The organism is Micromonospora sp. CA-269861 (assembly GCF_050948505.1).
In the GTDB taxonomy this organism is placed as follows: domain Bacteria; phylum Actinomycetota; class Actinomycetes; order Mycobacteriales; family Micromonosporaceae; genus Micromonospora.
Window position 1 is genome coordinate 753,930 of the sequence record NZ_CP192014.1, and the last position, 26,720, is coordinate 780,649.

The window sequence follows — 26,720 nt, forward strand, 5'->3', positions numbered from 1 at the left end:
CGCCTAGTGTTTATCAACATGTCGACCTTGGCCTACGAGATCGTGGACGTCTTCACCGACCGACCCTTCGCCGGCAACCCGCTGGCCGTGGTGTTCGGCGCGGAGGCGCTGGCCACCGAGCAGATGCAGGCGCTCGCGCTGGAGTTCAACCTCTCCGAGACGGTGTTCGTGCTGCCGCCGACCCAATCCGGCGTCACCTACCGGGCCAGGATCTTCACTCCGGTGGAGGAGTTGCCGTTCGCCGGGCACCCGAGCATCGGCGCGGCGGTCACCGCGTGCCGGCGGGGCATGTTCGGTGTGGGGCAGGTCACCCAGGAGTGCGTGGCCGGTGTGCTGCCGATCGAGGTGACCGCGTCCGGGGCGACGCTCACCGGTGGCGTCCCGACCCTCGGGCCGGAACTGGATCCGGAGCCGTTGCTGGAGATCGCCGGGCTGCTCGCCGACGACCACATAGGGCCCGCCCCACGTGTCGCCGGTTGTGGGCTGGAGTTCCCGTACCTGCCGGTGCGGCCGGAGTCGGTGGCCCGCGCCCGGGTGAACCCGGCGGCGGCGCAGCAGTACGGGGTGTCGCACGTGAGCGTCTTCTCCTGGGACGCGGCCGCGCAAACCGCGCACGCCCGGGTCTTCGTGCCGGGGATGGGCGTTCCGGAGGACCCGGCGACCGGTTCGGCGGCGCTCGGCCTCGGGGTCTGGCTGGTGGCGAGTGGTCTGCTGCCCGGTGAGGGGCGGTCGGAGTACGCGGTCCGTCAGGGCGTGGAGATGAACCGCCCGTCCGCGTTGGCCTGCACGGTCACCGCGGCGAACGGGGTGGTGGTCGGCGCGACGGTCGCCGGTCAGGTGATGCCGGTGGCCCGGGGCGAGATCGCCGTGCCGCCGTTCGTGGGCTGAGCGCAGGCGCCGATGCGGGAGGATGTGGGTGTGACGGACGAGGACGCCCCCGGGGGCACCCCACTTGTCGACGAGGCGATGAAGAAGGCCGCCGTCGCCTGGATCAGCGTTGCCGGCGGGCCGGCGCTCGCGCTCTGGTGCGCCCCGCTGGAGGGCGCGCTCCTGGTGGTCACCGGGCCGGGCGAGCAGGCCGCACCGGGTCTTGCCGACGCGACCGAGGCTCAGGTCACCCTGCGCGGCGACCACGGGGGTCGGATCGTCACCTGGCCGGCCCGGGTGAGCCGGTTGCAGCCGGGCACCGAGGCGTGGGACACCACCGCGCCGCTGGTGGCGGCGAAGCGCCTCAACGCGCCCGGTCCGACCGCCGACCTGGTGGCCCGCTGGGCCGCCGACGGATGCGCGGTGAACCGGCTCGCCCCGGCCGGTACGCCGCTGGCCGGAGCGGAGCTGCCGGCCGACGCGCAGGCCGAGCCACCCCGTGCGACTCCGGCGGTCCGGGCCACCCGCAAGCCGTTCCGCCTGCACCGGGTCCGCCGCCGCTGATCAGTCGATCAGCTCGCCCGGCCGCCGACGCCCGCGACCGCCGCGTCGGTGTCGACGAGGGCGAGCACCTCGCCCAGGGTGCCGAGTGTCGGGCCGCGCCAGTCCCGGTCGGCGTTGAACACCATGTGCGTGGCCAGATCCGGTGCGGCGAGCCGGACGGCGGTCATCCCGGCCCGCTCGGCGCCGGTCAACTCCTGACTGCCGCCGTCACCGACGTAGAGGCAGTCGCCCGGCGCGAGCCCGAGTCGCTGGCAGGCCGTCAGGTAGAGCGTCGGATCCGGCTTGCACCGCCCGACCTGCACCGAGAAGACCCGCACGTCGAGCAGGGGGGCGACGGCGAGCTGCGGCAGGAAGGCCGGCAGTTCGTGCGTACAGTCGCTGATCACGCCGGTGCGCAGGCCGCGCCCGCGCAGGGCCGCCAGCACCGGCACCGCGTCGGCCCGCAGCCAGGTGTCCGCGCGGACCGCCCGGTGCCGGGACGCCACCGCCGCCCGCACCGCGTGGTCGGTGGGGTGTACGCCGACCTGGGCGCACACCCAGCGTAGGGTCGCCTCCGCGTCGCCGAGCCGGCCGCTGGCCCGTTCGTAGTAGGTGCGGTTCAGCACCTCGGTCAACGTCTCGGTGGGGCATCCCAGCAGCTCGGCGGTGCCGGCGTGCGCGGTACCGCGTTGTACCGAACGGGTCAGGGTGCCGAAGAAGTCGAACAGCACCGCCTGGTAGGTGGGCATGGGGGAGCGCCTCCGGGCGGTCGAGGGTCGTCGGCGCGAACCCGCGTGATCGTAACGGAGTGATGACCCTCCGTGCTGACCGTCATACGTGTGAGGATTACGTCCCGTGCCCCCACCTTCACCCCGGCCGTCCCTGGATCCGTTGACCACCGGCGCGGTCGGGCTGGCCGTGGTCGCCGTCTCGTCGTCCGCGCCGCTGATCGCGTACGCTGCCGCCCCCGCGCTGGCCATCGCGTTCTGGCGCAACCTGCTCGCGGTGGCCGTGCTGAGCCCCTTCGCGCTGGTCCGACGCCGTGCCGAGTTCCGCAGGCTGACAATCGGCGCAGGTCGGCGGGAGGGTCTGTTCTGCGTCCTGTCCGGGGTCGCCCTCGCCGGGCACTTCGCGACGTGGGTGCCGAGCGCCCAGCTCACCTCGGTCGCCACGTCCACAGCCCTGGTTGCCACCCAGCCGGTCTGGCAGGGGCTGATCGCCCGCGCCCAGGGGCGTCCGCTGCCCCGGGTGGTGTGGACCGGCATCGCGGTGGCGGTCGGCGGCGCGGCGGTCGCCACCGGGGTGGACGTGGGAGTCTCCGGCCGGGCCGTCCTCGGCGACGTGCTGGCGCTGACCGGCGCTGTGTTCGCCGCCGTCTACACCGCCTTCGGGGAACGGGCGCGGACCAGCATCAGCACCACCACCTACACCACCATCTGCTACGGGATCTGCGCGCTGATCCTGCTGTCCCTCTGCCTGGTCGGCGGCGTACGGCTGACCGGGTTCGACGGTCGTACCTGGCTGGCCATCCTGGCCCTGGTGGTCGGCGCGCAACTGCTCGGGCACTCGATGTTCAACTACGCCCTGCGAAAGATCCCGGCGACCACGGTGAGCGTGCTGATCCTGCTGGAGGCGCCCGGCGCGGCAGTGCTCGGGTGGGCCTGGCTCGGTCAGCAACCCCGCCCGTACGCGCTGCTCGGGATGGCGTTGCTGCTGGTCGGTGTGGCGGTGGTGGTGCTCGGCGGCCGGCGGAGCGAACCCACCGCCCTGCCGGCCGACCCGACACCGCTGGCCGACTGACCGCGCGACACGCTGCCGTTACGGCGTGCGGAACATGGACACTGGTTCCCTCCGCGGCGGGCCCGCCCGGCGTCTGTCCGGGTGAGGAGGACGATCCGTTGACGACTGAGGACCGCGCCCGGGACGGCTTCGCCGACTTCGTTCGGGCCGAGACCGCCGGGCTGACCCGGTTCGCGTACCTGCTGACAGGTGACCGGCACCATGCGGAGGACCTGGTCCAGGTGGCGCTGGCTCGCGTCGCGGTGCGCTGGGAGCGGATCGAGGACCCACCCGCCTACCTGCGTCGGGTGCTCTGCACCCAGGCCGCCAGTTGGTGGCGCTGGCGGCGGGCCCGACCGGCGGAGCGGCTGGGCGGAACGCTGCCGGAACGATCCGGACCGGCCGACGACACCGACCTGCGGTTGGTGCTGTCGGCCGCGTTGGCCCGGTTGACCGTGCGGCAGCGCGCTGTCCTCGTGTTGCGCTACTACGAGGACCGCACCGAGACCGAGACCGCTGAGTTGCTCGGCTGCCGGGTCGGCACCGTGAAGAGTCAGACCCGCCACGCCCTCGGCCGACTCCGCGTCCTCGCCCCCGAACTGGCCGAACTCGTCGGCCGTGACCCGCAGGAGGTGGCCCGGTGACCGCACGGCTCTCCGAAGCGATGCGCCGTCTCGCCGACGACGTGCCGCCCGCACGCGTACCGGAGGGGCTCTTCGACGCGGCGCGGACCCGGCACCGCCGTCGCCGGGCCGCCGTCGCCGGCGCGCTCGCCGTCCTGGTCCTGCTCCTGGGCACCGGGTACGCGCTGCACCCGGTCGCCCTGCCGATCCCCGCCGGCCCGAGGCACGATGCCCCGGGCCTGCCCACCCGACTCGTCGACCCGCCGCTGCGAACCGCCTCGGTGCGGGCCTCGGCACCGGGTGCGGCGGCGATGCTCTTCGGCGGTCCGGCCGTGCGCACCGACTGGCTTGAGACAAGGATGGGTGTGCTCGCCGCGGACGCCGACAGCTACCGGGTGCTGGACGCCGGTTCGGCCGTCGCGGGCTTCGAGGCGATGCTGTCCCCGGACGGCAGGTACGCCTCGATCGGTACGACGCTGCTCGACCTGCGGACCGGGAAACTCGCCCCGCATCGCACAAGCGGCTACCCGCTCGCCTTCGCGCCGAACGGCGAGCGTCTCGTCTACGCCGAGGACGACACGACGTTCACCCCGCCCAACAGCTACGGCACCCCGTACGTCGGTGTCTACGACCGGAGACGCGGGGCGGACGTGCTGCGGGTGCCGGTCGGGACGGCCTGGATTCCGCCCGGCCGCACAGCCGCGCTCTCGCCGGACGGCGGCGAGTTGGCCCTCCAGGTTCGCGACGAGGTCTGGCTCACCCGCGTGGCGGAGGCGGGCATCGATCGTGTCGGCGCGCCGTACCGCAAGCTGCCGTTGGCCGGTGGGCGGCTCGCCGGGGCGGGGTCCTGGCTGCCGGACGGTCGGTCGGTGGCCGTCCTGGACAGGTCCACCTGCACCGACTGCCCGGTGCCGTCCTTCACGCGCACCTGGACGTTGGCGGTGCGCTCCACTGTCGACGGCACGCCGCTGGCCGGCGCGGCGTTCCCCGCGCTGCCCTCCCGCTCGTTCGTGCAACTGCTCGGGTGGCGTTCTCCGGACGAGGCGGTCGCGTTGGTCGGCGTGCCGGGCCCGGAGGCGGTGGACCGCCCGGACGACCACGACGTGGCCTGGGGGCCCTATCAGGAGCCCGGAACGGAGGCGGTCGAACTGGTGGTGCTGCGCCGGGGCGCGTCCACGCCGGAGGTGCTCTTCCGCACCCCGGAGGGCATCACCGAGCTGTCGGCCGCCGCCGACCTCGCGATCGACGGTGCGGTACGCGAGTCCGGCCGCCCCGACTACGGGCCGTTGCCGTTCTGGGCGCTCACGGTGGGCTTCGTCCTGGCGGTCCTGGTCGCGCTGCCGGTGCTGTCGCTGCTGCGCCGCTGGCGCGGTTGGCGTCGCCGCCCACGCGCCCGGACCGCGCCCTAGCCCTCGTGCACCTCGATCACCCGGGTGGTCGGCGCGCCGTCGCCGAGGGCGGTACGCAGGGCCGCCCGGTCCGGGTCGGCGAGGAACGACTCGTAGCCGGCCCGGCCGTCGAACCGGATCACGTGCACCTCGGCCTGCCCGTCGGTGCCGCGCAGTCGCCGCTCCAACCGGCCGCCGTGCCGTTCGAGCAGGGCCAGCACGGCGTCCTCGTAACGCTGCCCGGCCGCCTCGGCCCCGACGGCGAACTCGACGATCGCGACAAGTGTCAGCGCGCCGGCCATGTCAGCCGTCCAGACCGACGGCCTTGGCGCTCGCCGCCCACAGCCGGGCGGCGAGCAGCGGATCGGCCGCCTTCCGGAGTGGCCGACGCGGCCGACGGTCGACGTAGTACCCCCCGTTGATCAGCCGGGAGCGCTCCTGGTTGGCCAACCACACCAGGGTTTCGGCGCCCTTCTCCGGGCTGCGGAACGGCATGAAACGCATGCCGATCGCGACAAGCCTGCTGTCGTTGGCGAACCGGGTGCGGACCACGCCCGGGTGGAAGCTGTACGTGGAGGTATCCGGCCAACGCCGGGCGGCCTCGGCGGCGAAGAGGACGTTCGCCTGCTTGCTGGTGCCGTACGCGCCCATCGGCCGGTAGGCACGCAGTGGTTTGTTCAGGTCGTCCGGGTCGAGCGCGCCGAAGCGGTGCGCGCCGGAGGCGGTCACGACGACCCGGCCCACCCGGTCGGCGAGCAGGTTGGTCAGCAGGAACGGGGCCAGGTGGTTGGCCTGGATCGACATCTCGAAGCCGTCGACGGTGCTCAGTGGTTGCAGCGCGATCGCGCCGGCGTTGTTGGCGAGCACGTCGATCCGGTCGTACGCGGCCCGGAGCTGCTCGGCCAGTCGGCGTACGTCGTCGAGGATCGCGAAGTCGGCCCGGAACAGCTCCGGACGGACACCTGAACTCTCCCGTACCCGTTCGGCTGCGGCCTGTAGGCGGGCCGGGTCCCGCCCGACCAGCACCACCTGGTCACCACGGCAGGCCAGGTGCACGGCGGCGGCCAGCCCGATGCCGGAGCTGGCCCCGGTCACCACCACCAGTCGGCGCCCAGTGAGATCTTCCACAGGTCCATTCACCCCGGTCATGGCGCGAGGTTACCGTGGCGTCACAACGCCCTTTGGGATCGTTAAGGTCTCGGATCTGTCGTCAGGTGGCGTCGGCATGCCCGCCGGACGCTGGAAGGAGCGCATCCATGGCCGCAGTCGGTCGCCCCCGCAGGTCCTGCCTCGCCGTGCCGGGTTCCAGCGTGAAGATGCTCGGCAAGGCCCAGGGCCTCCCGGCCGACCAGGTCTTCCTCGACCTGGAGGACGCCGTCGCGCCACTGGCCAAGCCGGACGCGCGCAAGAACATCGTGGCAGCCCTCAACGAGGGTGACTGGGCCGGCAAGACCCGGGTGGTCCGGGTCAACGACCTGACCACCCCGTGGACCTACCGGGACGTCATCGAGGTCGTCGAGGGCGCCGGCGCCAACCTGGACTGCATCATGCTGCCGAAGGTCCAGACCGCCGCCCAGGTGCAGTGGCTGGACCTGACGCTCACCCAGATCGAGAAGACGATCGGCCTGGAGGTCGGCCGGATCGGCATCGAGGCGCAGATCGAGAACGCCGCCGGTCTGGTCAACGTGGACGCGATCGCCGCCGCCTCGCCACGCGTGGAGACCATCATCTTCGGCCCGGCCGACTTCATGGCGTCGATCAACATGAAGTCGATGGTGGTCGGCGGCCTGATCCCGGACTACCCCGGCGACCCGTACCACTACATCCTGATGCGCATCCTGATGGCCGCGCGGATGCACGACAAGCAGGCCATCGACGGCCCGTTCCTGCAGATCCGCGACGTCGACGCGTTCCGCGGGGTGGCCAAGCGCTCGGCCGCGCTGGGCTTCGACGGCAAGTGGGTGCTGCACCCGGGCCAGATCGACGCCGCCAACGAGGTCTACCAGCCGGCGCAGGCCGACTACGACCACGCCGAGCTGATCCTCGACGCGTACGAGCACTACACCTCCGAGGCCGGCGGCCGGCTCGGCGCCGTCATGCTCGGCGACGAGATGATCGACGAGGCGTCCCGCAAGATAGCGCTGGTGGTCGCCGCCAAGGGCCGGGCCGCCGGGATGAGCCGTACCTCGTCGTTCACAGCACCGGCGGAGTGACCGGTCGGGCCGGGACGACAGCCGTCGGCTGTCGATCCGGCTCGACAATCGGCGGTACGCCGGCCCGACCGCCGGTCAGTAGCTACTGCTACTGCTGCTGTTGTCGCTGGTCACGATCGCGTAGATGATCGCGGCGGCGTAGAAGAGGATCACCAGCACCAGGAACCCGGTGAGGATCCAGCCGACGATGATGGCGGCCTTCGCCATCCCCGCACCGCCCTCGCCGCTGAGCCGGATCTGCTTCTGCGCGACGTGCCCGAGGATCGCGCCGACCGGCGCGGTGATGCAGGACGTGAAACCGAGCAGGGCCAGCACGAACGCCGCGATGGCCATCCCGTTGGTCTTCGGGGGCTGCGGGTAGCCGTAGCCGGGGTACTGCGGCGGGTAGCCGGGCTGGGCGTAACCGGGTGGGGCGTAACCGGGCAGCGGCTGGGTCGCCGGCGGCTGCGCGCCGGCGTACGGGTCGACAGGTGCGTACGGGTTCGGGGCGTACGGGTCGACCGGGCCAGGTTGGGCGGGCACCGGCTGGCCGGCCACAAGGGTCGGGTCCGGTGCGGGGCTCGACGGCTGGGCCGACCACGTGGGATCGGTCCAGTTGCCGGGCGGTGGGGGATTGGTCATGCGAACTCTCCGTCAGGTCGGGGTGCGGAGACAGGGTAGCCAGCGCCGCCCAAACCCGACGCCCCTGCTTCCGGGTGCCGCGTTGCTCGGGCCGGTCGTAACGGGCAGGATCCCTGGCATGGCATACGACGCGCGCGCCGCGGACCGCTCCGGCAGCCGACCCCGACGGGACGTCAGCCGCCCGGGTGCGGCCCGGCGCGTCCGGACGGCCGCTCCGGCGGGCAGCCCCGGCCCCGACGAGCCGGTCGCGCTCGCCGACCCGGTCACCATGCGCCTCGACGGGCGGGTCGCGCTGGTCACCGGGGCGGGCAGCCCGGACGGCATCGGGTACGCCACCGCCCGGCGACTCGCCGACCTGGGCGCGCGGGTGGCCATCGTCTCCACCACCCGACGCATCCACGAGCGGGCGACCGAGCTGGGGGTGACCGGCTTCGTCGCGGACCTGACCGACGAGTCCGAGGTCGGCGCACTGGCGGATGCGGTCGCCGAGCAGTTGGGCGACGTCGAGGTGCTCGTCAACAACGCCGGCCTGGCCAGCCGGGCCAGCCAGGGCGTGCTGCGGCCGGTGGCGCAGCTGACCTACGACGAGTGGCGCGGTGAGATCGACCGCAACCTGTCCACCGCGTTCCTGTGCAGCCGGGCGTTCATCGGGGGCATGGCCGAGCGGGGCTGGGGTCGGATCGTCAACCTGTCGGCCACTGCCGGCCCGGTCAACGCCCTGCCCACCGAGGCCGCGTACGCCGCGGCGAAGGCAGGGGTCGTCGGGCTGACCCGGGCCCTGGCCATGGAGATGATCGCCGACGGCGTGACAGTCAACGCGGTGGCGCCCGGCACCATCTACACCGCGGCGTCCACCATGGCCGAGATCAAGCAGGGGCTGGGCACTCCGGTGGGGCGACCGGGCACGCCGGACGAGGTCGCCGCGGCGATCAGCTTCCTCTGCTCGCCGGCCGCCTCGTACATCACCGGGCAGATGCTGGTGGTGGACGGCGGCAACAGCGTCCGCGAGGCCCGCTTCCGCTGAGCGCGGCGGTCCGCACCGGCTCGCCGGTCAGTAGCCCCCGCTGTCGCCGGTGTTGCCGAAGGCCACCAGCGCCAGCCAGCCACAGCAGGCGAGCACGGTGATCCCGGTGAAGACGTAACCCAGGATCAGCCCCCAGGTCGCGAGCTGGGCGCCCTCCTCGCCGCTGGTGCGGATCTGCCGCTTGGCCACGTGGCCGAGGACCGCGCCGGCCGGCGGGAACACGAAGGCGAACACCAGCGACAGGATCGCCAGCACGTTGGTGCCCCGACCCGGCCCGGACGGCGGTGGGCCGTACTGGTTGTAGGGGCCCTGCGGGGGGTACGGCGGCTGCTGGCTCCAGTGCGCTGACTGCTGCGGCCCCTGGTGGCCGTACGGCGACGGTTCGCCCGGCGGTGGCCCGTACGGTGATCGTTCCGCCGGCAGCTCGTACGCCGGCTGGTCCGGCTGCGGCGCGTACGGCGGCTGGCCGGCCGGCGGTGGCGCGTACGGCGACTGGTCCCTGGGTGGCTCGTAGGGTGACGGCGGCTGCTCGTCCTCGGGCGGTCCCGACGGCGGCGGGTAGCTCACAGCTGTCCTCCTCCTGCCGGTGCCGGAAAAGTCCCTCTTGCCGGACGCTACCCGCAGCGGTGAACCTTTTCACAGCGGTTGTGTGGACTGGTCACCTTGGCCTCGTCGACCCGGGGGGCCGATACTGACCCAGCGTTCAGTTACCCATGAGTAGTGCGCGGATCCCCGGAGGCTGAGATGGCCCGACTCGCCCAGACGCCCGGCCTGACCGATGTGCAACAGTCGATCCTGGAGACCGTTCGGGACTTCGCCGACAAGGAGATCATCCCGCACGCGCAGCGGCTGGAGCACGCCGACGAGTACCCCACCGACATCCTCGACGGCATGCGCGAGATGGGGCTGTTCGGCCTCACCATCGACGAGGAGTACGGCGGGCTCGGCGAATCACTGCTCACCTACGCGCTGGTGGTGGAGCAACTGTCCCGAGGCTGGATGTCGATCTCCGGCATCGTCAACACCCACTTCATCGTGGCGTACCTGATCTCCCAGCACGGCTCTGCCGAGCAGAAGGCCCGGCTGCTGCCGAAGATGGCCACCGGCGAGGTGCGCGGCGCGTTCTCCATGTCCGAGCCGGAGACCGGCTCGGACGTCTCGGCGATCAAGTCCCGGGCCGTCCGCGACGGCGACAGCTACGTGCTCAACGGGCAGAAGATGTGGCTCACCAACGGGGCGTACTCCTCGGTGGTGGCCACCCTGGTCAAGACCGACACCGGCGCGGAGTCCGTCTACGGCAACATGAGCACCTTCCTGCTGGAGAAGGAGCCCGGCTTCGGCGAGACCGCCCCCGGCCTCACCATCCCCGGCAAGATCGAGAAGATGGGGTACAAGGGCGTCGAGACCACCGAGATGGTGCTCGACGGCGTGACAGTGCCCGACTCCGCGATCCTCGGCGGCGCCGACCAGGTGGGCCGCGGCTTCTACCAGATGATGGACGGCATCGAGGTGGGCCGGGTCAACGTCGCCGCCCGCGCCTGCGGCATCTCCATCCGCGCCTTTGAGCTGGCGGTGAGCTACGCCCAGCAGCGCAAGACCTTCGGCCAGCCCCTCGCCAAGCATCAGGCGATCGCCTTCAAGCTCGCCGAGATGGGCACGAAGATCGAGGCCGCGCACGCCCTCATGGTCAACGCCGCCCGGCTCAAGGACGCCGGTCAGCGCAACGACGTCGAGGCCGGGATGGCCAAGCTGCTCGCCTCGGAATACTGCGCCGAGGTCGTCCAGGAGGCGTTCCGCATCCACGGCGGCTACGGCTACTCCAAGGAGTACGAGATCGAGCGGCTGATGCGGGAGGCCCCGTTCCTGCTGATCGGCGAGGGCACCTCAGAAATCCAGAAGACCATCATCTCCCGAGGTCTCCTCAAGGAATACAAGCTCTGACCCGCGTTGGCCCTACCTCCGCGATCTTGCACTTTCGGTTGCCCGATTGCCCCTTATGTCGCCAATGCCGGGACAGTAGGTGCAAGATCGCGGAGGTGGGGGTGGTAGGTCAGGTCAGGCGGGTCAGGTTGGCGGCGGCGCGTTCGACGATGAGGCAGCGGTCTTCGACGTAGTCCATGCCGGCCTCCTCGGCGATCCGCCGCGCCTCGGCCGAGACGATGCCCAGTTGGAGCCAGACCGCCGGGGCCCCGATCGCTGCCGCGTCCCTGACCACCTGCACGGCATCGGCCGCCGGCCGGAACACGTCCACGAGGTCGACGGGGTGCGGAATGTCGGCGAGGGTCTTGTACGCCCGTTCCCCGAACAGTTCGTCGACAGTCGGGTTGACCGGGATGATGCGCCAGCCGTACTGCTGCATCTGCAGCGGCACGCCATGCGCGGCCTTGAACGGGTCGCGCGATGCTCCCACAACGGCGATCACGGCGGAGTCGGCGAGGATCTGCTGAGCGGTACGCACCCGCCGACTGTAGCGCTGACCTCGCGTCAGATGGCACGCGAGGATCCGGGGTCGGCAGTCCAAGACTGTCTGTCGGTTGTCGCGCGGGGATGGCTAGGGGTGGGCGGGTGCGGTGGCCCTCACGTCGCCCTTGGTGGTCTTGCCGGCGCCGCCCTTCGTGTAGCCGGCGGGCGGCGTGAGGTCGAAGTGGCTCAGGTTTTCGTCAGTGCGGGGCAGCCACTCGAAGGTGCTGACCTCCGCGTTGTCGGTCACTTGTCCGCTCTTGTCGGCGACAGCCTTGTAGGGCAGGAACGAGGCCGCGTCCACCCAGAGTTCCACGGTGTAGGTGGCCCTTGCCGCCTTCAACCGCAGGTGCACCGTGTCGTGACCGCCCACCTGTTCCTGGCCCACGATCTCCAGGTCTCCCTTGTCGAGCCACTCCCTGATGCTCACCGGGTCGTTCGGGACGAACACTGTGCCTCTCGCGGCCTCCGGCGAGCCGGTGTCTTCGAAGTACGTCCGCTCGAGGTGGTCGACCTGGATACTCCTCAACTTTCCGTCGGCGACGGTCGTCATCAGCGAGGAGTTCGGGCTGCCGTCGGCCTGATACATGTCGATCCGGTAACGCCCGGTCTGCTTGTCCGTCCAGGTGTCGTACGAGCCGCTCTGGTAGACGTCGTGCACCTTCATGACGTACTTGTCCGCGTCGTCAAGTGCGGCACGGGTCTGCGCGCCGACGTAGGCGACGTTGTGCATCTGTACCGGGCGAGACGTGTCAGTCGAGCTGGTGGAGGCCCCGAACGGTTGCCCCGTGCGCTGGTCAACAGTGCTCAGCGCGACACCACCGGCGGCGAGACCGGCCAGAGCGAAGGCGGTCGCGGTCGCGATCACCGGTCGGCGCAGAGACCAGCGCTTCGCGGCCGGGCGCCGGTACATGGACCCGTTGCGGAGCGCGTGCCGGATCCGGTCGGTCGCGTCCGTCGGAGCGCCGGTCAGGTCCTCGCGGAAGGCGACCAGCAGCTCGACGGCTGCGTTGTCGGGTTCGGAACTGTTGTTCATGCGTTTCCCTCATTCGTTGAAGTGGATGGTGCGTAGTGGGCGGGCAACGCGCCCCGCAGGCGTGCCTTGGCGCGATGGAGGCGGGACCGGACGGTTCCCGGTGCCAGGCCGAGCGCGGAGGCCAACTCGGGATAGTCCAGGCCAGCCCAGACGTGCAGCAGGAGCAGATCGCGCTGGCCCCGCGGCATCGCGGCGAGCACACCGGCCAGTGCCTGCGTGGCGGCCTTGGCATCGAGCCGTTCGTTGGCCCGGTCAGCGAAGTTGTGCTGACCGGAACCACCGAGCGGGTCTGTGCCCGACCTCTCCAATGCCCGCAGCCACCGCACCTCGGCACGGTGATGTTTGCGCAGCAGATTGGTCAGGATGCCGAACAGCCATGGACGCGCGTTGATCACCGACGTGTCGTACCGGTCACGTAGTGAGAACGCGACCAGGAACGTCTCGGCGACCAGATCCTCGGCGAGTTGCCGTCCGACCCGGCGGGCGCTGAAGTCGTACAGCCAACCGCCGTACCGCTCGAACAGCTCCCCGAACAGTTCAGGTGCGCCGGTAACCAAGGACGCGTCGGAGCGCTCGGTCACGGTCATGTCCCGATGGTCCCGTGGCTTGACGGTGTCTTCATGCCTCGTTCTTGTCAGCCGCCGCCGCCCAGGTTCCCGTCCATGTTCGGGCCATCACCGCGGTCAGGCATGGGCAGAACAACTAGAGCAGGGTCAGCTGCTCGACTGTTGACGGTGGCGGCGGCTCGGGCAGGCTACGGTTGTCGCCCCGCTCCCCGCGGTGCAACCCGTGCCGGCGGGCGGCGATCCGCACCCGCGCGGTCAACTCCCGCTGGTACGCCTGCGGGGCGTACGCGCCGGCCCGGTAGAGCTCGCGGTAGCGGGGCACGAGGTGCGGGTGCTCGCGGGCGAGCCAGTGCGCGTACCACTCCCGGGCCCCGGGACGCAGGTGCAGCGGCAGGGCGGTCACGCTTGTCGCACCGGCGGCGGCGATCGCTGAAACGGTGGTGTCGATTGACTCGTCGCTGTCGCTGAGGCCGGGCAGGATCGGCGCCATCAGCACGCCGACCGAGAAGCCGGCGTCGGCGAGCGCCCGGACCGCGTCCAGTCGGCGGCGTGGGTGTGGCGTGCCCGGCTCGACGGAACGCCAGAGGTGTTCGTCGACGAACCCCACCGAGAAGGAGATGCCGACCGAGGTCACCTCGGCGGCCTGCCGCAGCAGCGGCAGGTCGCGCAGGATCAACGTGCCCTTGGTGAGAATCGAGAACGGGTTGGCGAAGTCTCGCAAGGCGCTGATGATCTGCGGCATCAGCCGGTAGCGACCCTCGGCGCGCTGGTAGCAGTCCACGTTGGTGCCCATCGCCACGTGCGCGCCCCGCCATCTCGGCGCGGCCAACTCCCGCCGGACCAGCTCACCGGCGTTGACCTTGACGATCACCTTCCGGTCGAAGTCCGCGCCGGCATCGAGATCGAGATAGGTGTGCGTGTTTCGGGCAAAGCAGTTGTGGCTGACCACTCCGTTGGCGATGAAGTCCCCGGTGCCAGTGGTGATGTCCCAGAGCGGCAGCTCCAGCTCGAGTGCCTTGATGCCGACAACCTTGAGGGCGCCCTGATGCTTCAGTGCGCGACCCTCGATCGACCGCTTCCGAGTGATGGCAGGGTCGGTCAGGTGAAAGAACCGGAGCCGGGCGGCGAGGCTCCCTGTCAGCCTGATCTCCCGCACACGGTTGGGTAGGCCGCGGTCCTCTCGCACGCAGGCGAAACCGAAATGGCGCAGTGCTGCCGTTGTCTGGTCGAGGATGGCGTCGTCGCTGTTGCTGATGCGCAGGACGCCTCTGCTGCAACTGCCCTCTGCGTCGAAGATGCCGGCCAGGAAGCCAAGCCGCCAGTCGTCGCTGGGCTCGACCGGCCAGCGGATTAGGTCACCGATCGTCTCGATGTCCCGCTGCTTCGAGGTGCGGATGGCGGTCATCGCACGTCGCGTGGTGCTGAGCTGCGCGAAGGTGAAACGTTGCGTCTTGATCCCTTCGAGGGCGAGGTACTGCTCACTGCGGCTCAATGCCTCGTCATCGGCCAACGCCAGCCGGAATCGGTGCACCGTCCCGTACGAGTACGAGAACGTGCCCAGGTGCGCGTCCCCGCGCACCATGCCGCACAGGTAGCCCCGGCGGTAGTCGAGTGATTCCTTGGGCCCGACGGCGAAACGGCCGGTGCCGATCAGTCGGTTGTTGGTGGTCAGGTAGGGACGTCGGGCGTTGCCTTGCATGGCCCCGGTGACGTACTTCCAGCCACGTTCAGAGAGGAACCGGTGGTCCCCGCTGGCGATGAGGGTCGTGCCGTCCTCCAGGGTGACCCGGTAGGCCGGCTTCACCGTGGACCACTTGTCGAGGACGGTGGTGATCACGTATCGGCGGTAGGCGCCGCGTCGCTCGGTCCCGTAGATACGGTCGCCCGGCTCCAGTTCGCTGATCGGCCTCGTGCGGCCGTCCGCCATCAGGATCGGGGTATCCGCGCCCAGGCAGTACACACACGCATGAGAGCAGCCCCGGTACGGGTTGATCGTCCACTCGAACGGGACGCGGGACTGCCCGGGCACCCGGTTGAGGATGGACTTGGCCTGCACCTCGTAGAAGGTCATCCCGGCGAACTCGGGGGTGTCGAAGGTGCGGGCGACGGCGCCGGGCAGCGCCAGCGGCAGGGGTGGCGTCGCTGGCGCTGCCCGCTCGGGGTCTCCCTCAACCGGGGGAGCGGTGAGGTTGTCCCAGCGCATGGGCACTATTCGAACACGTGTACTAGGCGAGCGCAAGTGACCCGCCGTACACCGGTGAGCGCCCGGGTGGTCGGAGAGGGGAGGATGGACAGCATGGAGACGTCGACCTTCGTCTACGACGGGGACTGCGCGTTCTGCACGACCTGTGCGGAGTTCATCGAGCGCCGTATCCCCACCGCCGCGCGGGTGGTGCCCTGGCAGTTCGCCGACCTGGACGCGCTCGGCCTCACAGTGGCCGAGTGCGAGGAGGCCGTGCAGTGGGTCGGCGCGGACGGCTCCCGCGCGGCCGGTCCGGACGCCATCGCGAGGCTCCTCACCGCGAGTGGTCCGCTCTGGCGGGTCGCCGGTGCCGGCCTGCGGCTTCCTCCGGTGCGCGCCGCGGCCTGGCCGTTGTACCGCTGGGTGGCGCGCAACCGGCACCGCCTGCCGGGTGGCACGGCGGCCTGCTCCCTGCCGCAGGAGGCCCGGGAGCGGCTCTACGGCCCGACTGGTCGCCCGACCGCTGGCGCCTGATCGTCGAGCGCCCGCTCCGCGTCGGCCCCCACCGGGGTCTGGTCGGGCGGCACCGGGTCGACGTCCGTCGGGTCCGTTGGAGCAACCCCGGTCGCTGGCGCGGGAGTGTCGCGGCCGACGAGCCGGCGGACCCAGACCAGCGGGCGTACCCGCTCCAACGGTAGGAAGCTGGTCATCGCGGCCAGGTGCGGCGCGAACGAGATCGTGATGGTCGCGATGGTGACCGCGTGGAACGAGTAGAAGAAGCCGACCATGGCGAGTCGCCAGCGGGGTGGCAGGAAGAAGACCACCGGGCTCAGCAGCTCGAACGCCACGATGCCGAACTGGGCGACGATCAGCAGGTACGGCACCTGGGCGATCAGGTCGGCCAGGTCGGTGCCGCGTCGGATGATCGCGCGGGCCAGGACCGAGCCGGTCAGCCAGTCCAGACCGCCGAAGCGCAGCTTGGCGAAGGCGGCCAGGAAGTACGTGCAGATCACCGCGATCTGGGTGACGCGTAGGGCCCACCCACCGGCCTCGGTGCGGGTGGTGTCGCCGTGTCGGGCTCGACCGGCGGTGGGCAGTACGGCCAGTGCGACGAGCAGCCCGAACCGGTCGTGGTCGACCTTCCCGTAGCTCATCGCGATGATCATCCACTCCAGGTACAGCGCGCACACCGCCCAGCCGAGCAGGCGGGGCGCCCGTCCGGTGGCGGCGAGGAGGGCGAGCAGCAGCAACGCCCAGAAGATCACCGTCACCAGCGTCTCAGTTGGCGTCGGCAGTGGGAGCAGGCGACCGATCAGGAGCGGCCGGTACAGGTCGCCGGGAACGCTGACCCGGGTGCGTACCCAGGGGGTGAAGATCACCAGATCGGCGGCGACGAACAGGTAGATCAGGGTGCGGAACGCGGCCACCCGGCCCCGGGGCACGGCCTCGGTCAGCCAGCGGGTCATCGGGGGGCCTGCCAGCGGACGACGGTCTCGTCGGTGTGTTGGCCGGTCGGTCGGCCGGCGCGGATGCCGTGCCAGCGGATGACGATGCGGACCTCGACCAGTGCGGGGGCGTCCGGGTGACGCTCGGCGTACGCGTCGGCGACCTCGGTGAGCAGCGTCGGGTCGGCAGCGTATCGGGCCTGCTGACCCTCGATCTCGGCGCGGCGGATGCCTGTCGCGTTCTGGTCGAGGTCGATCACCGCCCCCGAGCTGTTCACCCCCTCGACACGGGTGTCGGGCGCGGGGGCGTTCGGCGGGTTGGAGGTGGAGTACATCCGGAACGGGCCGAACGGGAAGTCGTCGTCGCTGCCCCAGAAGGTGCCGACGACGAGCAGGACGAGACCCAGTGCGGTCGCGCCCAGCCGGGTCACGCGCCCGCGGGTGGTCAGGTTCTCCATCGGGTCGTGACGATACGGGATGTACCGGCTGTGTCGGGTCCCTCCGACGGCCAGTCCGGCCTGACCAGGAAGGTGATCATGCAAGAGCTTGTGGGGGTACGACGAAGGCCGGGCCCGTATCGGGCCCGGCCTCGCGTGTCGTCGCGAGGACGACTCAGTGCTTGTGCTCGGCCAGCTGCTTGCGGACGTCGTCCATGTCCAGCGCCTCGACCTGCTCGATCAGGTTCTCCAACGCGGACTCAGGAAGGGCGCCCGGCTGGGCGAAGACGATGACGCCGTCACGGATCGCCATGATCGTCGGGATCGAGCGAATGTCGAACTTGGCGCCCAGCTCCTGCTGAGCCTCAGTGTCGACCTTGCCGAAGACGATGTTCTGGTGCTTCTCCGAGGAGCGCTCGTAGACCGGGGCGAACCGCTTGCACGGACCACACCAGTCGGCCCAGAAGTCGACCAGGACGATGCCGTCGTTGCCGGTCACCTCGTCGAAGTTCGTCGAGGTCAGCTCAACGGTTGCCATTGCACTCTCCGATCACCGCGGTTTGTCTACGTCCCGTAGAACCAGGGCTGACCGTATCGAATTCCCGCGCGGTGGGGCACGAAACGTGCTCGGGGCTGCCGGGGGGTGCTGCGGGTCATCGACACACGTCTGTTCACACCCGACCTGCGGAACGCAAGTGCACGACGCACTTGCGTGACCTGCCGTGATGGGAGCGTTTCCAGGGAGATCCACGTGATTGAGCACTACGAATCGGTAACTTGGGCATTGACAAGGAGGTATCCGGCCTGCAGAGATCGCTGATCAACCTCCGCTTCATCACGGAGAGTAGTGTTACAAAAAGATAAATGTGACCGCGATCTCTGTTGAACCTACGCAGGCGTAGGGCAGAATTCCTCACATCAGAGCGTGGGCGGCGGGTGCCGGGGAGGGCCCCGCCGCTCATTGCGTCTCCCCCCGGGCGTGTGACAGGTGTGACATTTCCGCCGCCGTCGCGCCCCGCCGGTCGCCTTAACCATCGGTAAGGCATGCTGTGCCGAACTCCATCGCCGCCCGTCGAAGGGACCAGCATGCAGTTCGGTCGCTACTACGAGGAGTTCGAGGTCGGCGCGGTCTACCGGCACTGGCCGGGCAAGACCGTGACCGAGTACGACGACCACCTCTTCTGCCTGCTCACCATGAACCACCACCCGCTGCACATGGACGCGCACTACGCCGCGACCGCCAGTCAGTTCAAGCGCAACGTCGTGGTCGGCAACTACATCTACTCGCTGCTGCTCGGCATGTCGGTGCCCGACGTGAGTGGAAAGGCGATCGCCAACCTGGAGGTCGAGTCGCTGCGGCACGTCGCGCCGACCTTCCACGGCGACACCATCTACGGCGAGACCACGGTGCTGGACAAGCGGGAGTCCGGCTCGAAGCCCGACCGGGGCGTGGTGTCGGTGGAGACTCGCGGCTACAACCAGGACGGCACGATGGTCTGCGTCTTCCGGCGCAAGGTCATGGTCCCCAAGCGGGAGTACGCGGCCGCCGCGGTGCCCGACGGTGTGGATCCGGAGCGGCCCAGCTTCCCCGAGCCGCGCTGACCGTCACGGCGGGCTCGACCGTCGACGTACACGGGCTCCTTCCCCGCTGCCTGTCTGCCGGGGAAGGGGCCCTGTTCCCGTCTCGGGGCATATGCTGACGCCGGAGGTTCCGATGAGCCACTCCGTCGCGGGAGAGCCGTCCTCTGCCGGCCGCCGAGCCGCACCGTTGACCACCGCTGTCTACTCCGCCGTCGAGTGGGATCTGCTCACCAGCCTGCCCGGTCGGGTTCTCGTGGCCGCCGCGGCGCCCGGTCCCGGCCGGACGGAGCGTGGGGTCATGGCCAGCCTGGCCGGCCTGGACGCCGTGGCCGCGGGCCGGGCCTCCGACAGCGACCTGGTCCGTGCGGTGGTCGCCACGATCTACGCCCGCCACGACGGCACCCCGCAACCCGCCGAGCGGCTCACCGATCTGGTGGACCTGCTGGCCGCCTGTCGGGCGGCGAGCCGGGTCCTCCGGCGGCGGGCCGACCCCGCCGACTCGGCCGCGTACCGCCAGTGGGTGCAGTCGGTCGCGGCCCGGGTCTGTCGCGCGGTGCCCGGCACCGGCGCGCGCCGGGTGGACCCACCGGCCAGCCCGGCGGACCGGCGCTTCCTGGACCGGCTCGGTGCCGCCCTCGACCTGGGTTGACCGGCAGGTCGTCGCGCCGGGCGCCGACGCGGTCCGTACCCTCTGATGACCGTGACCGACGACCAGCTTGAGGTGGGCGTGGGCCCCTGGCCGGGGGACCCACCGGACGACAGCCGTTACGACCCGCAGTTGCTGGCGGAGGGGGACCGGCGCAATGTCGTCGACCGCTACCGCTACTGGCGGCACGAGGCGATCGTCGCCGACCTGGACCGGCGCCGGCATGGCTTCCACGTCGCGATCGAGAACTGGCAGCACGACTTCAACATCGGCACTGTGGTGCGCAACGCCAACGCGTTCAACGCCGCCGAGGTGCACATCGTCGGACGGCGACGGTGGAACCGGCGCGGCGCGATGGTGACCGATCGGTACCAGCACGTACGGCACCACGAGACGATCGAGGAGTTCGTCGCCTGGGCCGCCGAGCGGCACCTGCCGGTGTTCGGCATCGACAACCTGCCCGGTTCGCGTCCGCTGGAGACCGGCACCCTGCCGCGGGACTGCGTGCTGCTGTTCGGCCAGGAGGGGCCCGGCCTCTCCGCGCCGGCCCGCGCCGCCTGCGACCAGCTCTACTCCATCGCCCAGTACGGCTCGACGAGGTCGATCAACGCGGGCGTCGCCAGCGGAATCGCGATGCACGCCTGGATCCGCGCGCACGCCGACACGCCGCCGGACTGACCCACGTCCGGTGCCGAATCGGACGTTCCGGCTTGACGTGCCGGCGCTCCGGGGTGACGGTGGGGATGTGAGTGTCGCGGTGAGTTGTCCGAGATGCGGGGGCCCGGTACGGGCGCCGGATCTGATGAACACCGATTCGAGGTGTGTGCGTTGCGGTCCGGTTCCGCCGTTGCACGTGCCCGAGCACATCGGAGCGGAGATCGTGGCGAGCGTGGTGGAGCGGATCACCGCGACCGCCGACTCGCCGGTGACGCCGTTGTGGTGCCCGTGGCCGCTGCCGCCGGGTTGGACACTGACCGGCGTGGCGTACGCCGGGGACGACCGGACGGGAGTGCGGGCGACCGCGGTGGCCTGCGCGGGCCCGGCGCCACTCGGCGGTGGTCCGGCCGATCTGGTCTTCGTGGCCGAGGAGCCCGGTGTCGGCCTGGGCACCCGACTCGCCGGACTGGCCGGTCCCGATCCGGGGCCGGAGTTGGTCGACGCGCTCACCGACCCGGGGCCAGGTCACCCTGACCACGTCGGACAGGCGAAGATCAAGGTCGGCGGGCACCCCACTCCACTGTGGTTGGTCAATTCGCCAACGGATCGAAGCGCGTACGCGGGCGAAGCTCGGGGAATGTGGCTCCATGCGATAGCCTGGCCGGCGAGTGCGGGTCACCTGCTCGCGGAAGATGTCGTGCTACACGACCTGACCGAGTGGACTCCGCCCGAGCTCGTGTACGGCGCACCGTCCCCGTACTTACCTGGTAGAGCTTGACAACTCTCCCGGTTTGACGGAGAACGGACGCAGATATTCACTGTACGACACCACACTGATACTCTGGGTGCCGCTGCGGTAATGGGACCCGGCGCCGCGCGAGAGGATGGCCCGCCATGGTCAAGAAGGTCCTCACCTGGGCCGGAATCGCATTCTTGATCTTCTTCGTCGCCTACCGGCCAAACTCTGCGGCGGACGTGTTCAAGTCGCTCGGCGGCGGGATCATGGATATCGCCCAGGGGTTTGGCGACTTCTTCACCAGCCTCGTCGCCTAGCCGCCGATGGGCAGCCCCTCCGGTCCACCCTTCGACCCGGACGACCCCGACCGGGAGCGCCGCGAGCGTGACACCGAGCCGATCCCGCGGGTCGGGCCTGATGACGGCCCGGGCTACGGGGCCGGTCCCGGCCTGTCCGACGGTCCGTCCCTTTCGGACGACGTCGGCTATGGCGACGGGCCCGGCTATGCCGGCCAGGGTCGTTCCGGTCGGGGGTGGATCCGTGATCCTGAGGCCAGCTACCAGCCGCCGCAGATCTCCGAGGACGAGCTGGCCGGGTTGCGTGCCGACGCGACCGGCTCGACCCCTCGACGGGTGCTGCCACTGGAAGACGAGCCCAGTTCGCTGGTGGCTCGCTACCTCTTCCCCACCGAGCGCTACCGGGGCGAGTGGAAGCGGCACTGGATCCACCTCACCAACCCGCTGTTGATCGGCATCGCGGCGACCTTCGTGCTCGGCTACCTCTCCGGCTTCCTCGCCGGCCAGGACGTCGGGGCGCTGACCACCATCGCCGTACTGCTCTGGTTCGCGGTGATGGGCTGGGTGGCGTGGAAGGTCGCCGACTGGTGGTATGACCGGTTCATCCTGACCAACAAGCGGGTCATGGTGGTCAACGGCATCGTCACCCGCAAGGTGGCGATGATGCCGCTGGTCCGGGTCACCGACATGAAGTACGAGCAGACCCCGACCGGCCGAGCGCTCAACTACGGCACCTTCGTGCTGGAGTCCGCCGGTCAGGAGCAGGCGCTCCGCGAGATCAAGAACCTGCCCAACCCGAACGAGCTCTACCTGCGCGTCGTCGAGGAAATGTACGAGCCGCAGGCGGTCGAGGCGCGGCTCGGCAAGGAGGCCGACGAGGCCAAGGCCGACGACGGGGCGTGAAGGTTTTCGACCGAACATCGGAGCAAGTGCGCACCTTTCGTCATGGACCAGAGCGCCCCTGACGTGGCACTCTGCCAGGACGGCAGGGGTGTGGAGGTGGGCGGTGGCGAGCAGGGACTCGTTGGAGGAGCAGTTCCGCGAGTTCGTCGCGGCCCGCTCCGCCGCGCTCCTACGCACCGCGTATCTGCTCACCGGAGACTGGGCCACGGCCGAGGATCTGCTCCAGACGGCGCTGACCAAGACCTACCTCGCGTGGAAGCGGCTCGGCGGCATCGAGGCGGTCGAGCCGTACGCCCGACGTGTGATGGTCAACACGTCGACCAGTTGGTGGCGGCGGCGCTGGCACGGCGAACGCCCGACGGAGGTCCTGCCCGAGCGGGCCGGTGTCGACGAGATCGAACAGCAACTTGACCGTGATCTGCTCTGGCGGCATCTCCGGGAGCTGCCCAACCGGCAGCGGGCAGTTCTGGTGCTGCGCTACTACGAGGACATGTCGGAGGCGCAGACCGCCGCGATGCTGGACATTTCGCCGGGCACGGTGAAGAGCCAGACGTCCCGGGCGCTGGCCACGCTGCGTCGACGATTGGGCGCGGACGCACCGGACCTGGCCGCCGCGGCAGGCATCGCCGGCCGGTCGGCCGCTGCCGGCGGTGGACAGGCCGCGACCGGCGCCGCCGGCCGGACGGCAGGCTCGGGCTCCCGGACCGGCCGGGCCCCGGCCGCCGGTGCCGCTGCCACACCCGGGCCGGGGCGGGCGGCTGGCCGACCCGCTCCCCGCCCGGCCGCTCCGCGTGTGGCCGTGCCGCGTTCGATCACCCCGCCTGTCGTGTTGCCCACCGCCCCGGCGGCCGTGCCCGTCGGCACGGGCTCCGGGGAGCAGCAGTGACCGAGTTCCCAGGCCGGCGCGACAACCTGACGGACGGCCCGCGGCGTTCATACCAGGTGCGGCCTGACGAGCTGGAAGGTGCGGTGCGGGAGACACTCTCGCGCCACGTCGCTCTTGCCCGCCCGCTGAGCGTCGATCCGGCGGGCCAGGCCATCCGCCGTGCGAACCGGATCCGGCGTCGACGCACCGCGGCCGGCCTCGCGCTCGCGGCGGTCACCACCGTGCTGCTCAGCGCCGGCATGGCCCAGCTCGGTGCCGAGACCAGGCGGGACGGGTCACCCATCGTGGTGATCGGCGACCCGGGCCCGACCAACCGGCCGCTCCCGACGGCCAGCATTCCCGGCCCCGCCCCCTCGCCCCAGACGTCGACAGCCCCGCTCGTCAGCGAGACGCTTGTCAGCGCCGACGGACGGCGGCTGGTGCTGCCCGACGTCGGGCCGGCCGAACGCGTCCAGCCCCTGCCCAGCGGCGGCGGTTGGCTCGTGGTCAGCGGGCCGAGCACCGCGGGGCGCTCCCTGTGGGTGGTGCAGAACGACGGCCTGGTGCAGGTGCTGCTGGCCGGGGCGGGCGCGATCGTCCTGGCCCCGGACAGCCTCCAGGTCGCCTGGCGCGACGGAGACGATCTGCTGGTGGCGGGCGTGATCGGCACCCAACTCATCGGGGCGGTGCGCACCCCGGTGCCCGCCGCGGCGGAGCCCGTCCGTTTCGTCGCTGACGAGGTGCTGGTCCGACTCGACCCGGCCGACGCCGGTCACACCCTCTGGCGTCCCGGTGCTGGGCCGTTGCCCGAGGCCCTCGACCAGAAGAGCCTCAACGTCTACGGACGGCTACCCGACGGGCGGCTCGTCGGCCAGGTCACCGCGACCGATCCGGGCCGGACCTGCCTCGCCGTACTCGCCCCGACTCGTCACCTGGACCCGGTACGCACCGGCTGCGGTCCGGACCTGAGCCAGGACGGCGTCGGCGGGGTCTCGCCGGACGGGCGGTGGCTGCTGGTGAACGGGGGAGTTGGCAAGGCCGGCCGGGCTCTGCTGGTCGACCTGGAGCGGCTCGGCCCGAATGCGACAGCCGTTGCGGCCGGGCCGTCGATCACCGGGGCGGTGGTCTGGAGCAACGCGTCCCACGCCTCCTACCTCAACGGCGCCGGCGAGCTGGTCCGGGTCGACGTCGGCCAGGTGCGGGCGGGGAAGCCGGCCAGCCCGGCTGCGGTGCCCGGCGTACCGGCCGGAGAGCGGCCGATCCTGGTGAAGGGCTTCTGACCCCGGGTGACCCGGGCGACCCATGTGAGCCGGGCTCGCTGTTTCCTCGGTAGCGTCGGGCGGTGACCTCGCGTACCGGCTCCGCCCCCCGGATCGACCTGCACACCCACTCGACGGCCAGCGACGGGACGCTGACCCCGGCCGAGCTGGTCGGCGCGGCCTTCGACGCCGGGCTGGACGTGCTGGCGATCACCGACCACGACACCACCGCCGGCTGGGCGCCGGCCGTGGACGCGCTGCCGCCGGGTCTGCGTCTGGTCCGGGGTGCGGAGTTGTCGTGTCGCTGGTCCGGCGCGCAGCCGGCGGTGCCGCTGCACCTGCTCGCGTACCTGTTCGACCCGGACCACCCGGAGTTGGTGGCCGAGCTTGCCCGGGTCCGGGCCGCCCGGGAAGAACGCGGCGAACGGATGGTCGACCTCCTGCGGGCCGACGGCATCGACGTGAGCTGGCCGGACATCCTGGCCGGCGCGGGTGGCGGCACCGTGGGACGCCCGCACCTCGCGCAGGCGCTCATCCGCGCCGGCCTGGTGGGCAGTGTCCGGGAGGCGTTCGGCCCGGACTGGCTGGGCGAGCGGTACCGGCTGCCCAAGGAGGACATCGACGTGTTCCGGGCCGTTCGACTGGTCCGGGCGGCCGGAGGTGTGCCGGTCTTCGCCCACCCGCGGGCCACCCGACGTGGCCGGGTGGTGCCCGACGAGCTGATCGCCGAGCTGGCCGCCGCCGGGCTCGCCGGGCTCGAGGTCGACCACGAGGACCACAGCCCGGCCGAGCGGGAGCACGTGCGGGCGCTCGCCGCCGAACTGGGCCTGCTCGTCACCGGCTCCTCGGATTTTCACGGCACCCACAAGACCGTCCAACTCGGCGCGTTCAGCACCAGCGTCGAGGCGTACGAACGGATCGTGGCCGACGGGGTGACCGAGGTCGCTTCGGGCTGATCCGGGTATTTCGCCCATCGCGGCGCGGCTATGTTGATCACGTGGATCTGAAGCTGTTCGGCGAGGTTTTCGTGACCCTGCTGGTGATCACCGACCCGCCGGGCATGATGCCGATCTTCCTGGCGCTCACCGGCCCGCTGCCCGCCCGCGACCGCAACCGGGCAGCCTGGCAGGCCGTCACGCTGGCGTTGGGCGTCATCGTGGTCTTCGCGGTGGCGGGGCAGACCCTGCTCGACTACCTGCACGTGGACCTGCCGGCGTTGCAGGCGGCCGGCGGGCTGCTGCTCGTGCTCGTCGCCCTGGAGTTGCTGACCGGCAAGACCGACGGCCCCAGCTCGGAGGCCACCTCGAACATCGCCCTGGTGCCGCTGGGCACCCCGCTGCTGGCCGGGCCGGGCGCCATCGTGGCCACCATGCTCTTCGTCCAGCAGGCCGACGGGCTGGCGGACTTCACCGCCATCGCCGTGGCGATCCTCGCCGTGATGCTCGCGGTCTGGATCGTGCTGCGCTTCTCCGGCGGCATCGTGAAGATCCTGCGTCCCGGTGGGATCGAGGTCCTGACCAGGATCGCCGGTCTGCTGCTGGCCGCTATCGCCGTGCAGCTCATCGCCGACGCGGTGTTCGCCTTCGTCACGCAGTACGTCAACATGACCTGACGGCACGCGCGCGATGTCGGGGGTGGATGGCAGGATCGCAGGCGTGCGACGATCCTCATCAGCGGGGCGGCCGGCCGCCGGCGGCCGGGCCCCACGGCAGCGCGCCGGCGACGCCGAGCAGCTCGGCTTCGAGGGCATGCCGGAGCGACTGTTCGTCTGCACACCGAGCAAGCTCGGCGCGTACGCCGACTGCCCGCGTCGCTACCGCTACTCCTACGTCGACCGGCCCGCACCACCCAAGGGCCCGCCGTGGGCGCACAACTCACTCGGCGCCAGCGTGCACACCGCCCTGAAAAACTGGTATGCGCTGCCCGCCGACCGGCGACGCCCCGAGGCGCTGGCCACGCTGCTCAAGGGCACCTGGGTCCGCGAGGGCTACCGCGACGACGAGCAGGAGCGGGCCGCCTACCGGCGGGCGTTGGGGTGGCTCGAGGCATACGTCGAGACGTTGGAGCCGGATTCCGACCCGCTCGGCGTGGAGCGGGTGGTGGCGGTCAAGACCGCTGTGTTGGCGTTCAACGGTCGCGCCGACCGGATCGACTCGCGGCCCGGGCCGGAAGGGCCTGAGCTGGTCATCGTCGACTACAAGACCGGTCGCACCGGGCTGGACACTGACGACGCCCGGGGCTCGCAGGCGCTGGCGCTCTACGCGTACGCCGCCGAGCGGGTGTTCCGTCGGCCGTGCCGCCGGGTGGAGCTGCACCACCTGCCGACCGGCACGGTCGCCGGCCACGACCACACAGTCGAGTCGTTGGCCCGACAACTGACCCGCGCGGAAGAGACAGCCCGCGACATCATGGCCGCCGAACGCGCGGTCGCCGACGGCGCCGACGCGGACGAGGCCTTCCCGGTGGCACCCGGCCCGCGCTGTGGCTGGTGCGACTTCAGGCGGCACTGCCCGGCGGGCGCGCAGGCCCCGGGCAAGGAGCCGTGGGCGGCCATGGACCGGCCGTCCGACGGCTGATCCTCCGCGCGTGGCGA

At 71.1% G+C, this 26,720-nt stretch carries 32 protein-coding genes; 20 read left to right on the plus strand and 12 right to left on the minus strand.

The features are described 5' to 3' along the window. The first annotated feature begins 18 nt into the window (after positions 1-18). Positions 19-888, plus strand: a complete 870-nt coding sequence (locus ACQP0U_RS03470) for a PhzF family phenazine biosynthesis protein (protein WP_433315713.1) — start codon at positions 19-21, stop codon at positions 886-888. A gap of 12 nt (positions 889-900) precedes the next feature. Next, complete coding sequence (locus ACQP0U_RS03475) at positions 901-1,431, plus strand: hypothetical protein (RefSeq protein ID WP_433315715.1); 531 nt, start codon at positions 901-903, stop codon at positions 1,429-1,431. An 8-nt stretch (positions 1,432-1,439) separates the two neighbouring features. On the opposite strand, the gene ACQP0U_RS03480 is transcribed toward ACQP0U_RS03475, so the two are convergent. Then, the gene (locus tag ACQP0U_RS03480) at positions 1,440-2,159 is read right to left on the minus strand and encodes an HAD family hydrolase (protein ID WP_433315717.1); all 720 of its coding nucleotides are present in this window, start codon (positions 2,157-2,159) and stop codon (positions 1,440-1,442) included. A 106-nt stretch (positions 2,160-2,265) separates the two neighbouring features. Here ACQP0U_RS03480 and ACQP0U_RS03485 point away from each other — a divergent pair, with 106 nt between their 5' ends. The 3 genes from ACQP0U_RS03485 to ACQP0U_RS03495 all read left to right on the plus strand — a co-directional run bounded on the left by ACQP0U_RS03485 (position 2,266) and on the right by ACQP0U_RS03495 (position 5,221). After that, the gene (locus ACQP0U_RS03485; protein WP_433315719.1) at positions 2,266-3,210 is read left to right on the plus strand and encodes a DMT family transporter; all 945 of its coding nucleotides are present in this window, start codon (positions 2,266-2,268) and stop codon (positions 3,208-3,210) included. 98 nt (positions 3,211-3,308) lie between these two features. Beyond that, positions 3,309-3,833, plus strand: a complete 525-nt coding sequence (locus tag ACQP0U_RS03490) for a SigE family RNA polymerase sigma factor (RefSeq protein WP_433315721.1) — start codon at positions 3,309-3,311, stop codon at positions 3,831-3,833. Next, complete coding sequence (locus ACQP0U_RS03495) at positions 3,830-5,221, plus strand: hypothetical protein (RefSeq protein ID WP_433315723.1); 1,392 nt, start codon at positions 3,830-3,832, stop codon at positions 5,219-5,221. The genes ACQP0U_RS03490 and ACQP0U_RS03495 overlap by 4 nt, the downstream gene beginning before the upstream one ends. On the opposite strand, the gene ACQP0U_RS03500 is transcribed toward ACQP0U_RS03495, so the two are convergent. Both ACQP0U_RS03500 and ACQP0U_RS03505 read right to left on the minus strand, forming a co-directional pair. Then, the gene (locus ACQP0U_RS03500; RefSeq protein ID WP_433315725.1) at positions 5,218-5,502 is read right to left on the minus strand and encodes a hypothetical protein; all 285 of its coding nucleotides are present in this window, start codon (positions 5,500-5,502) and stop codon (positions 5,218-5,220) included. The two genes, ACQP0U_RS03495 and ACQP0U_RS03500, sit on opposite strands and share 4 nt — an antisense overlap. Position 5,503: 1 nt before the next feature. After that, positions 5,504-6,328, minus strand: a complete 825-nt coding sequence (locus tag ACQP0U_RS03505) for an SDR family NAD(P)-dependent oxidoreductase (protein ID WP_433320580.1) — start codon at positions 6,326-6,328, stop codon at positions 5,504-5,506. Between the two features lie 128 nt (positions 6,329-6,456). Between ACQP0U_RS03505 and ACQP0U_RS03510 the strand changes: the two genes are divergently transcribed. Further along, the gene (locus tag ACQP0U_RS03510; RefSeq protein ID WP_433315727.1) at positions 6,457-7,413 is read left to right on the plus strand and encodes an HpcH/HpaI aldolase/citrate lyase family protein; all 957 of its coding nucleotides are present in this window, start codon (positions 6,457-6,459) and stop codon (positions 7,411-7,413) included. Between the two features lie 75 nt (positions 7,414-7,488). Here the strand turns inward: ACQP0U_RS03510 and ACQP0U_RS03515 are convergent, their stop codons facing one another. Next, complete coding sequence (locus tag ACQP0U_RS03515; RefSeq protein WP_433315729.1) at positions 7,489-8,034, minus strand: DUF4190 domain-containing protein; 546 nt, start codon at positions 8,032-8,034, stop codon at positions 7,489-7,491. 118 nt (positions 8,035-8,152) lie between these two features. Here ACQP0U_RS03515 and ACQP0U_RS03520 point away from each other — a divergent pair, with 118 nt between their 5' ends. Beyond that, on the plus strand, positions 8,153-9,058 hold the full coding sequence (locus tag ACQP0U_RS03520) for an SDR family NAD(P)-dependent oxidoreductase (RefSeq protein WP_433315731.1): 906 nt from the start codon (positions 8,153-8,155) through the stop codon (positions 9,056-9,058). Between the two features lie 27 nt (positions 9,059-9,085). On the opposite strand, the gene ACQP0U_RS03525 is transcribed toward ACQP0U_RS03520, so the two are convergent. Then, positions 9,086-9,625 (minus strand): DUF4190 domain-containing protein, encoded by a 540-nt coding sequence (locus ACQP0U_RS03525; protein WP_433315733.1) that lies wholly within the window; start codon positions 9,623-9,625, stop codon positions 9,086-9,088. Positions 9,626-9,802: 177 nt separating this feature from the next. On the opposite strand from ACQP0U_RS03525, the gene ACQP0U_RS03530 reads away from it, so the two are divergent. Continuing rightward, positions 9,803-10,999 carry an acyl-CoA dehydrogenase family protein gene (locus ACQP0U_RS03530; RefSeq protein ID WP_433266587.1) on the plus strand — a complete coding sequence of 399 codons (1,197 nt, stop codon included), beginning with the start codon at positions 9,803-9,805 and terminating at the stop codon, positions 10,997-10,999. Positions 11,000-11,108: 109 nt separating this feature from the next. Here the strand turns inward: ACQP0U_RS03530 and ACQP0U_RS03535 are convergent, their stop codons facing one another. The 4 genes from ACQP0U_RS03535 to ACQP0U_RS03550 all read right to left on the minus strand — a co-directional run bounded on the left by ACQP0U_RS03535 (position 11,109) and on the right by ACQP0U_RS03550 (position 15,323). Further along, positions 11,109-11,516, minus strand: coding sequence for a CoA-binding protein (locus tag ACQP0U_RS03535; RefSeq protein WP_124819981.1), 408 nt, complete (start codon positions 11,514-11,516; stop codon positions 11,109-11,111). A 93-nt stretch (positions 11,517-11,609) separates the two neighbouring features. Next, positions 11,610-12,554, minus strand: coding sequence for a DUF2092 domain-containing protein (locus ACQP0U_RS03540; RefSeq protein WP_433315735.1), 945 nt, complete (start codon positions 12,552-12,554; stop codon positions 11,610-11,612). After that, positions 12,551-13,141, minus strand: a complete 591-nt coding sequence (locus ACQP0U_RS03545) for an RNA polymerase sigma factor (protein ID WP_433315737.1) — start codon at positions 13,139-13,141, stop codon at positions 12,551-12,553. Before ACQP0U_RS03545 ends, ACQP0U_RS03540 begins: the two co-directional genes overlap by 4 nt. Positions 13,142-13,256: 115 nt before the next feature. Further along, entirely contained in the window at positions 13,257-15,323 is a 2,067-nt protein-coding gene (locus ACQP0U_RS03550; protein ID WP_433315738.1) for an intein-containing Rv2578c family radical SAM protein, read from the minus strand. Between the two features lie 93 nt (positions 15,324-15,416). Between ACQP0U_RS03550 and ACQP0U_RS03555 the strand changes: the two genes are divergently transcribed. Then, a complete protein-coding gene (locus ACQP0U_RS03555) occupies positions 15,417-15,836 on the plus strand; it encodes a thiol-disulfide oxidoreductase DCC family protein (protein WP_433315740.1) in 420 nt (139 codons plus the stop codon). On the opposite strand, the gene ACQP0U_RS03560 is transcribed toward ACQP0U_RS03555, so the two are convergent. The 3 genes from ACQP0U_RS03560 to trxA form a co-directional block, all read right to left on the minus strand. Further along, entirely contained in the window at positions 15,800-16,768 is a 969-nt protein-coding gene (locus ACQP0U_RS03560; protein WP_433315742.1) for an MFS transporter permease, read from the minus strand. The two genes, ACQP0U_RS03555 and ACQP0U_RS03560, sit on opposite strands and share 37 nt — an antisense overlap. Beyond that, positions 16,765-17,205 carry a hypothetical protein gene (locus ACQP0U_RS03565; protein ID WP_433315743.1) on the minus strand — a complete coding sequence of 147 codons (441 nt, stop codon included), beginning with the start codon at positions 17,203-17,205 and terminating at the stop codon, positions 16,765-16,767. Before ACQP0U_RS03565 ends, ACQP0U_RS03560 begins: the two co-directional genes overlap by 4 nt. Before the next feature lie 154 nt (positions 17,206-17,359). Further along, on the minus strand, positions 17,360-17,722 hold the full coding sequence (gene trxA, locus ACQP0U_RS03570; RefSeq protein WP_124771302.1) for a thioredoxin: 363 nt from the start codon (positions 17,720-17,722) through the stop codon (positions 17,360-17,362). Between the two features lie 548 nt (positions 17,723-18,270). Here trxA and ACQP0U_RS03575 point away from each other — a divergent pair. The 11 genes from ACQP0U_RS03575 to ACQP0U_RS03625 all read left to right on the plus strand — a co-directional run bounded on the left by ACQP0U_RS03575 (position 18,271) and on the right by ACQP0U_RS03625 (position 26,703). Beyond that, positions 18,271-18,786 (plus strand): MaoC family dehydratase, encoded by a 516-nt coding sequence (locus ACQP0U_RS03575; protein WP_030486570.1) that lies wholly within the window; start codon positions 18,271-18,273, stop codon positions 18,784-18,786. Between the two features lie 91 nt (positions 18,787-18,877). Next, positions 18,878-19,414 (plus strand): hypothetical protein, encoded by a 537-nt coding sequence (locus ACQP0U_RS03580; RefSeq protein WP_433315745.1) that lies wholly within the window; start codon positions 18,878-18,880, stop codon positions 19,412-19,414. A 51-nt stretch (positions 19,415-19,465) separates the two neighbouring features. Further along, on the plus strand, positions 19,466-20,089 hold the full coding sequence (locus ACQP0U_RS03585; protein ID WP_433315746.1) for a TrmH family RNA methyltransferase: 624 nt from the start codon (positions 19,466-19,468) through the stop codon (positions 20,087-20,089). Positions 20,090-20,213: 124 nt separating this feature from the next. After that, positions 20,214-20,846 (plus strand): DUF6758 family protein, encoded by a 633-nt coding sequence (locus tag ACQP0U_RS03590; protein WP_433315747.1) that lies wholly within the window; start codon positions 20,214-20,216, stop codon positions 20,844-20,846. Between the two features lie 116 nt (positions 20,847-20,962). Further along, a complete protein-coding gene (locus ACQP0U_RS03595) occupies positions 20,963-21,121 on the plus strand; it encodes a hypothetical protein (RefSeq protein ID WP_007455302.1) in 159 nt (52 codons plus the stop codon). Positions 21,122-21,127: 6 nt separating this feature from the next. Next, on the plus strand, positions 21,128-22,003 hold the full coding sequence (locus tag ACQP0U_RS03600) for a PH domain-containing protein (protein ID WP_357352466.1): 876 nt from the start codon (positions 21,128-21,130) through the stop codon (positions 22,001-22,003). Positions 22,004-22,106: 103 nt separating this feature from the next. After that, the gene (locus tag ACQP0U_RS03605) at positions 22,107-22,889 is read left to right on the plus strand and encodes a SigE family RNA polymerase sigma factor (RefSeq protein WP_433315750.1); all 783 of its coding nucleotides are present in this window, start codon (positions 22,107-22,109) and stop codon (positions 22,887-22,889) included. 83 nt (positions 22,890-22,972) lie between these two features. Continuing rightward, positions 22,973-24,148 carry a hypothetical protein gene (locus ACQP0U_RS03610; RefSeq protein ID WP_433315752.1) on the plus strand — a complete coding sequence of 392 codons (1,176 nt, stop codon included), beginning with the start codon at positions 22,973-22,975 and terminating at the stop codon, positions 24,146-24,148. Between the two features lie 62 nt (positions 24,149-24,210). Next, positions 24,211-25,083: a PHP domain-containing protein gene (locus ACQP0U_RS03615; protein ID WP_433315754.1), complete on the plus strand. Its 873-nt coding sequence runs from the start codon at positions 24,211-24,213 to the stop codon at positions 25,081-25,083. 41 nt (positions 25,084-25,124) lie between these two features. Beyond that, positions 25,125-25,739 (plus strand): MarC family protein, encoded by a 615-nt coding sequence (locus ACQP0U_RS03620; RefSeq protein WP_088951390.1) that lies wholly within the window; start codon positions 25,125-25,127, stop codon positions 25,737-25,739. 13 nt (positions 25,740-25,752) lie between these two features. Further along, complete coding sequence (locus ACQP0U_RS03625) at positions 25,753-26,703, plus strand: RecB family exonuclease (protein WP_433315756.1); 951 nt, start codon at positions 25,753-25,755, stop codon at positions 26,701-26,703. Positions 26,704-26,720: the final 17 nt, after the last annotated feature.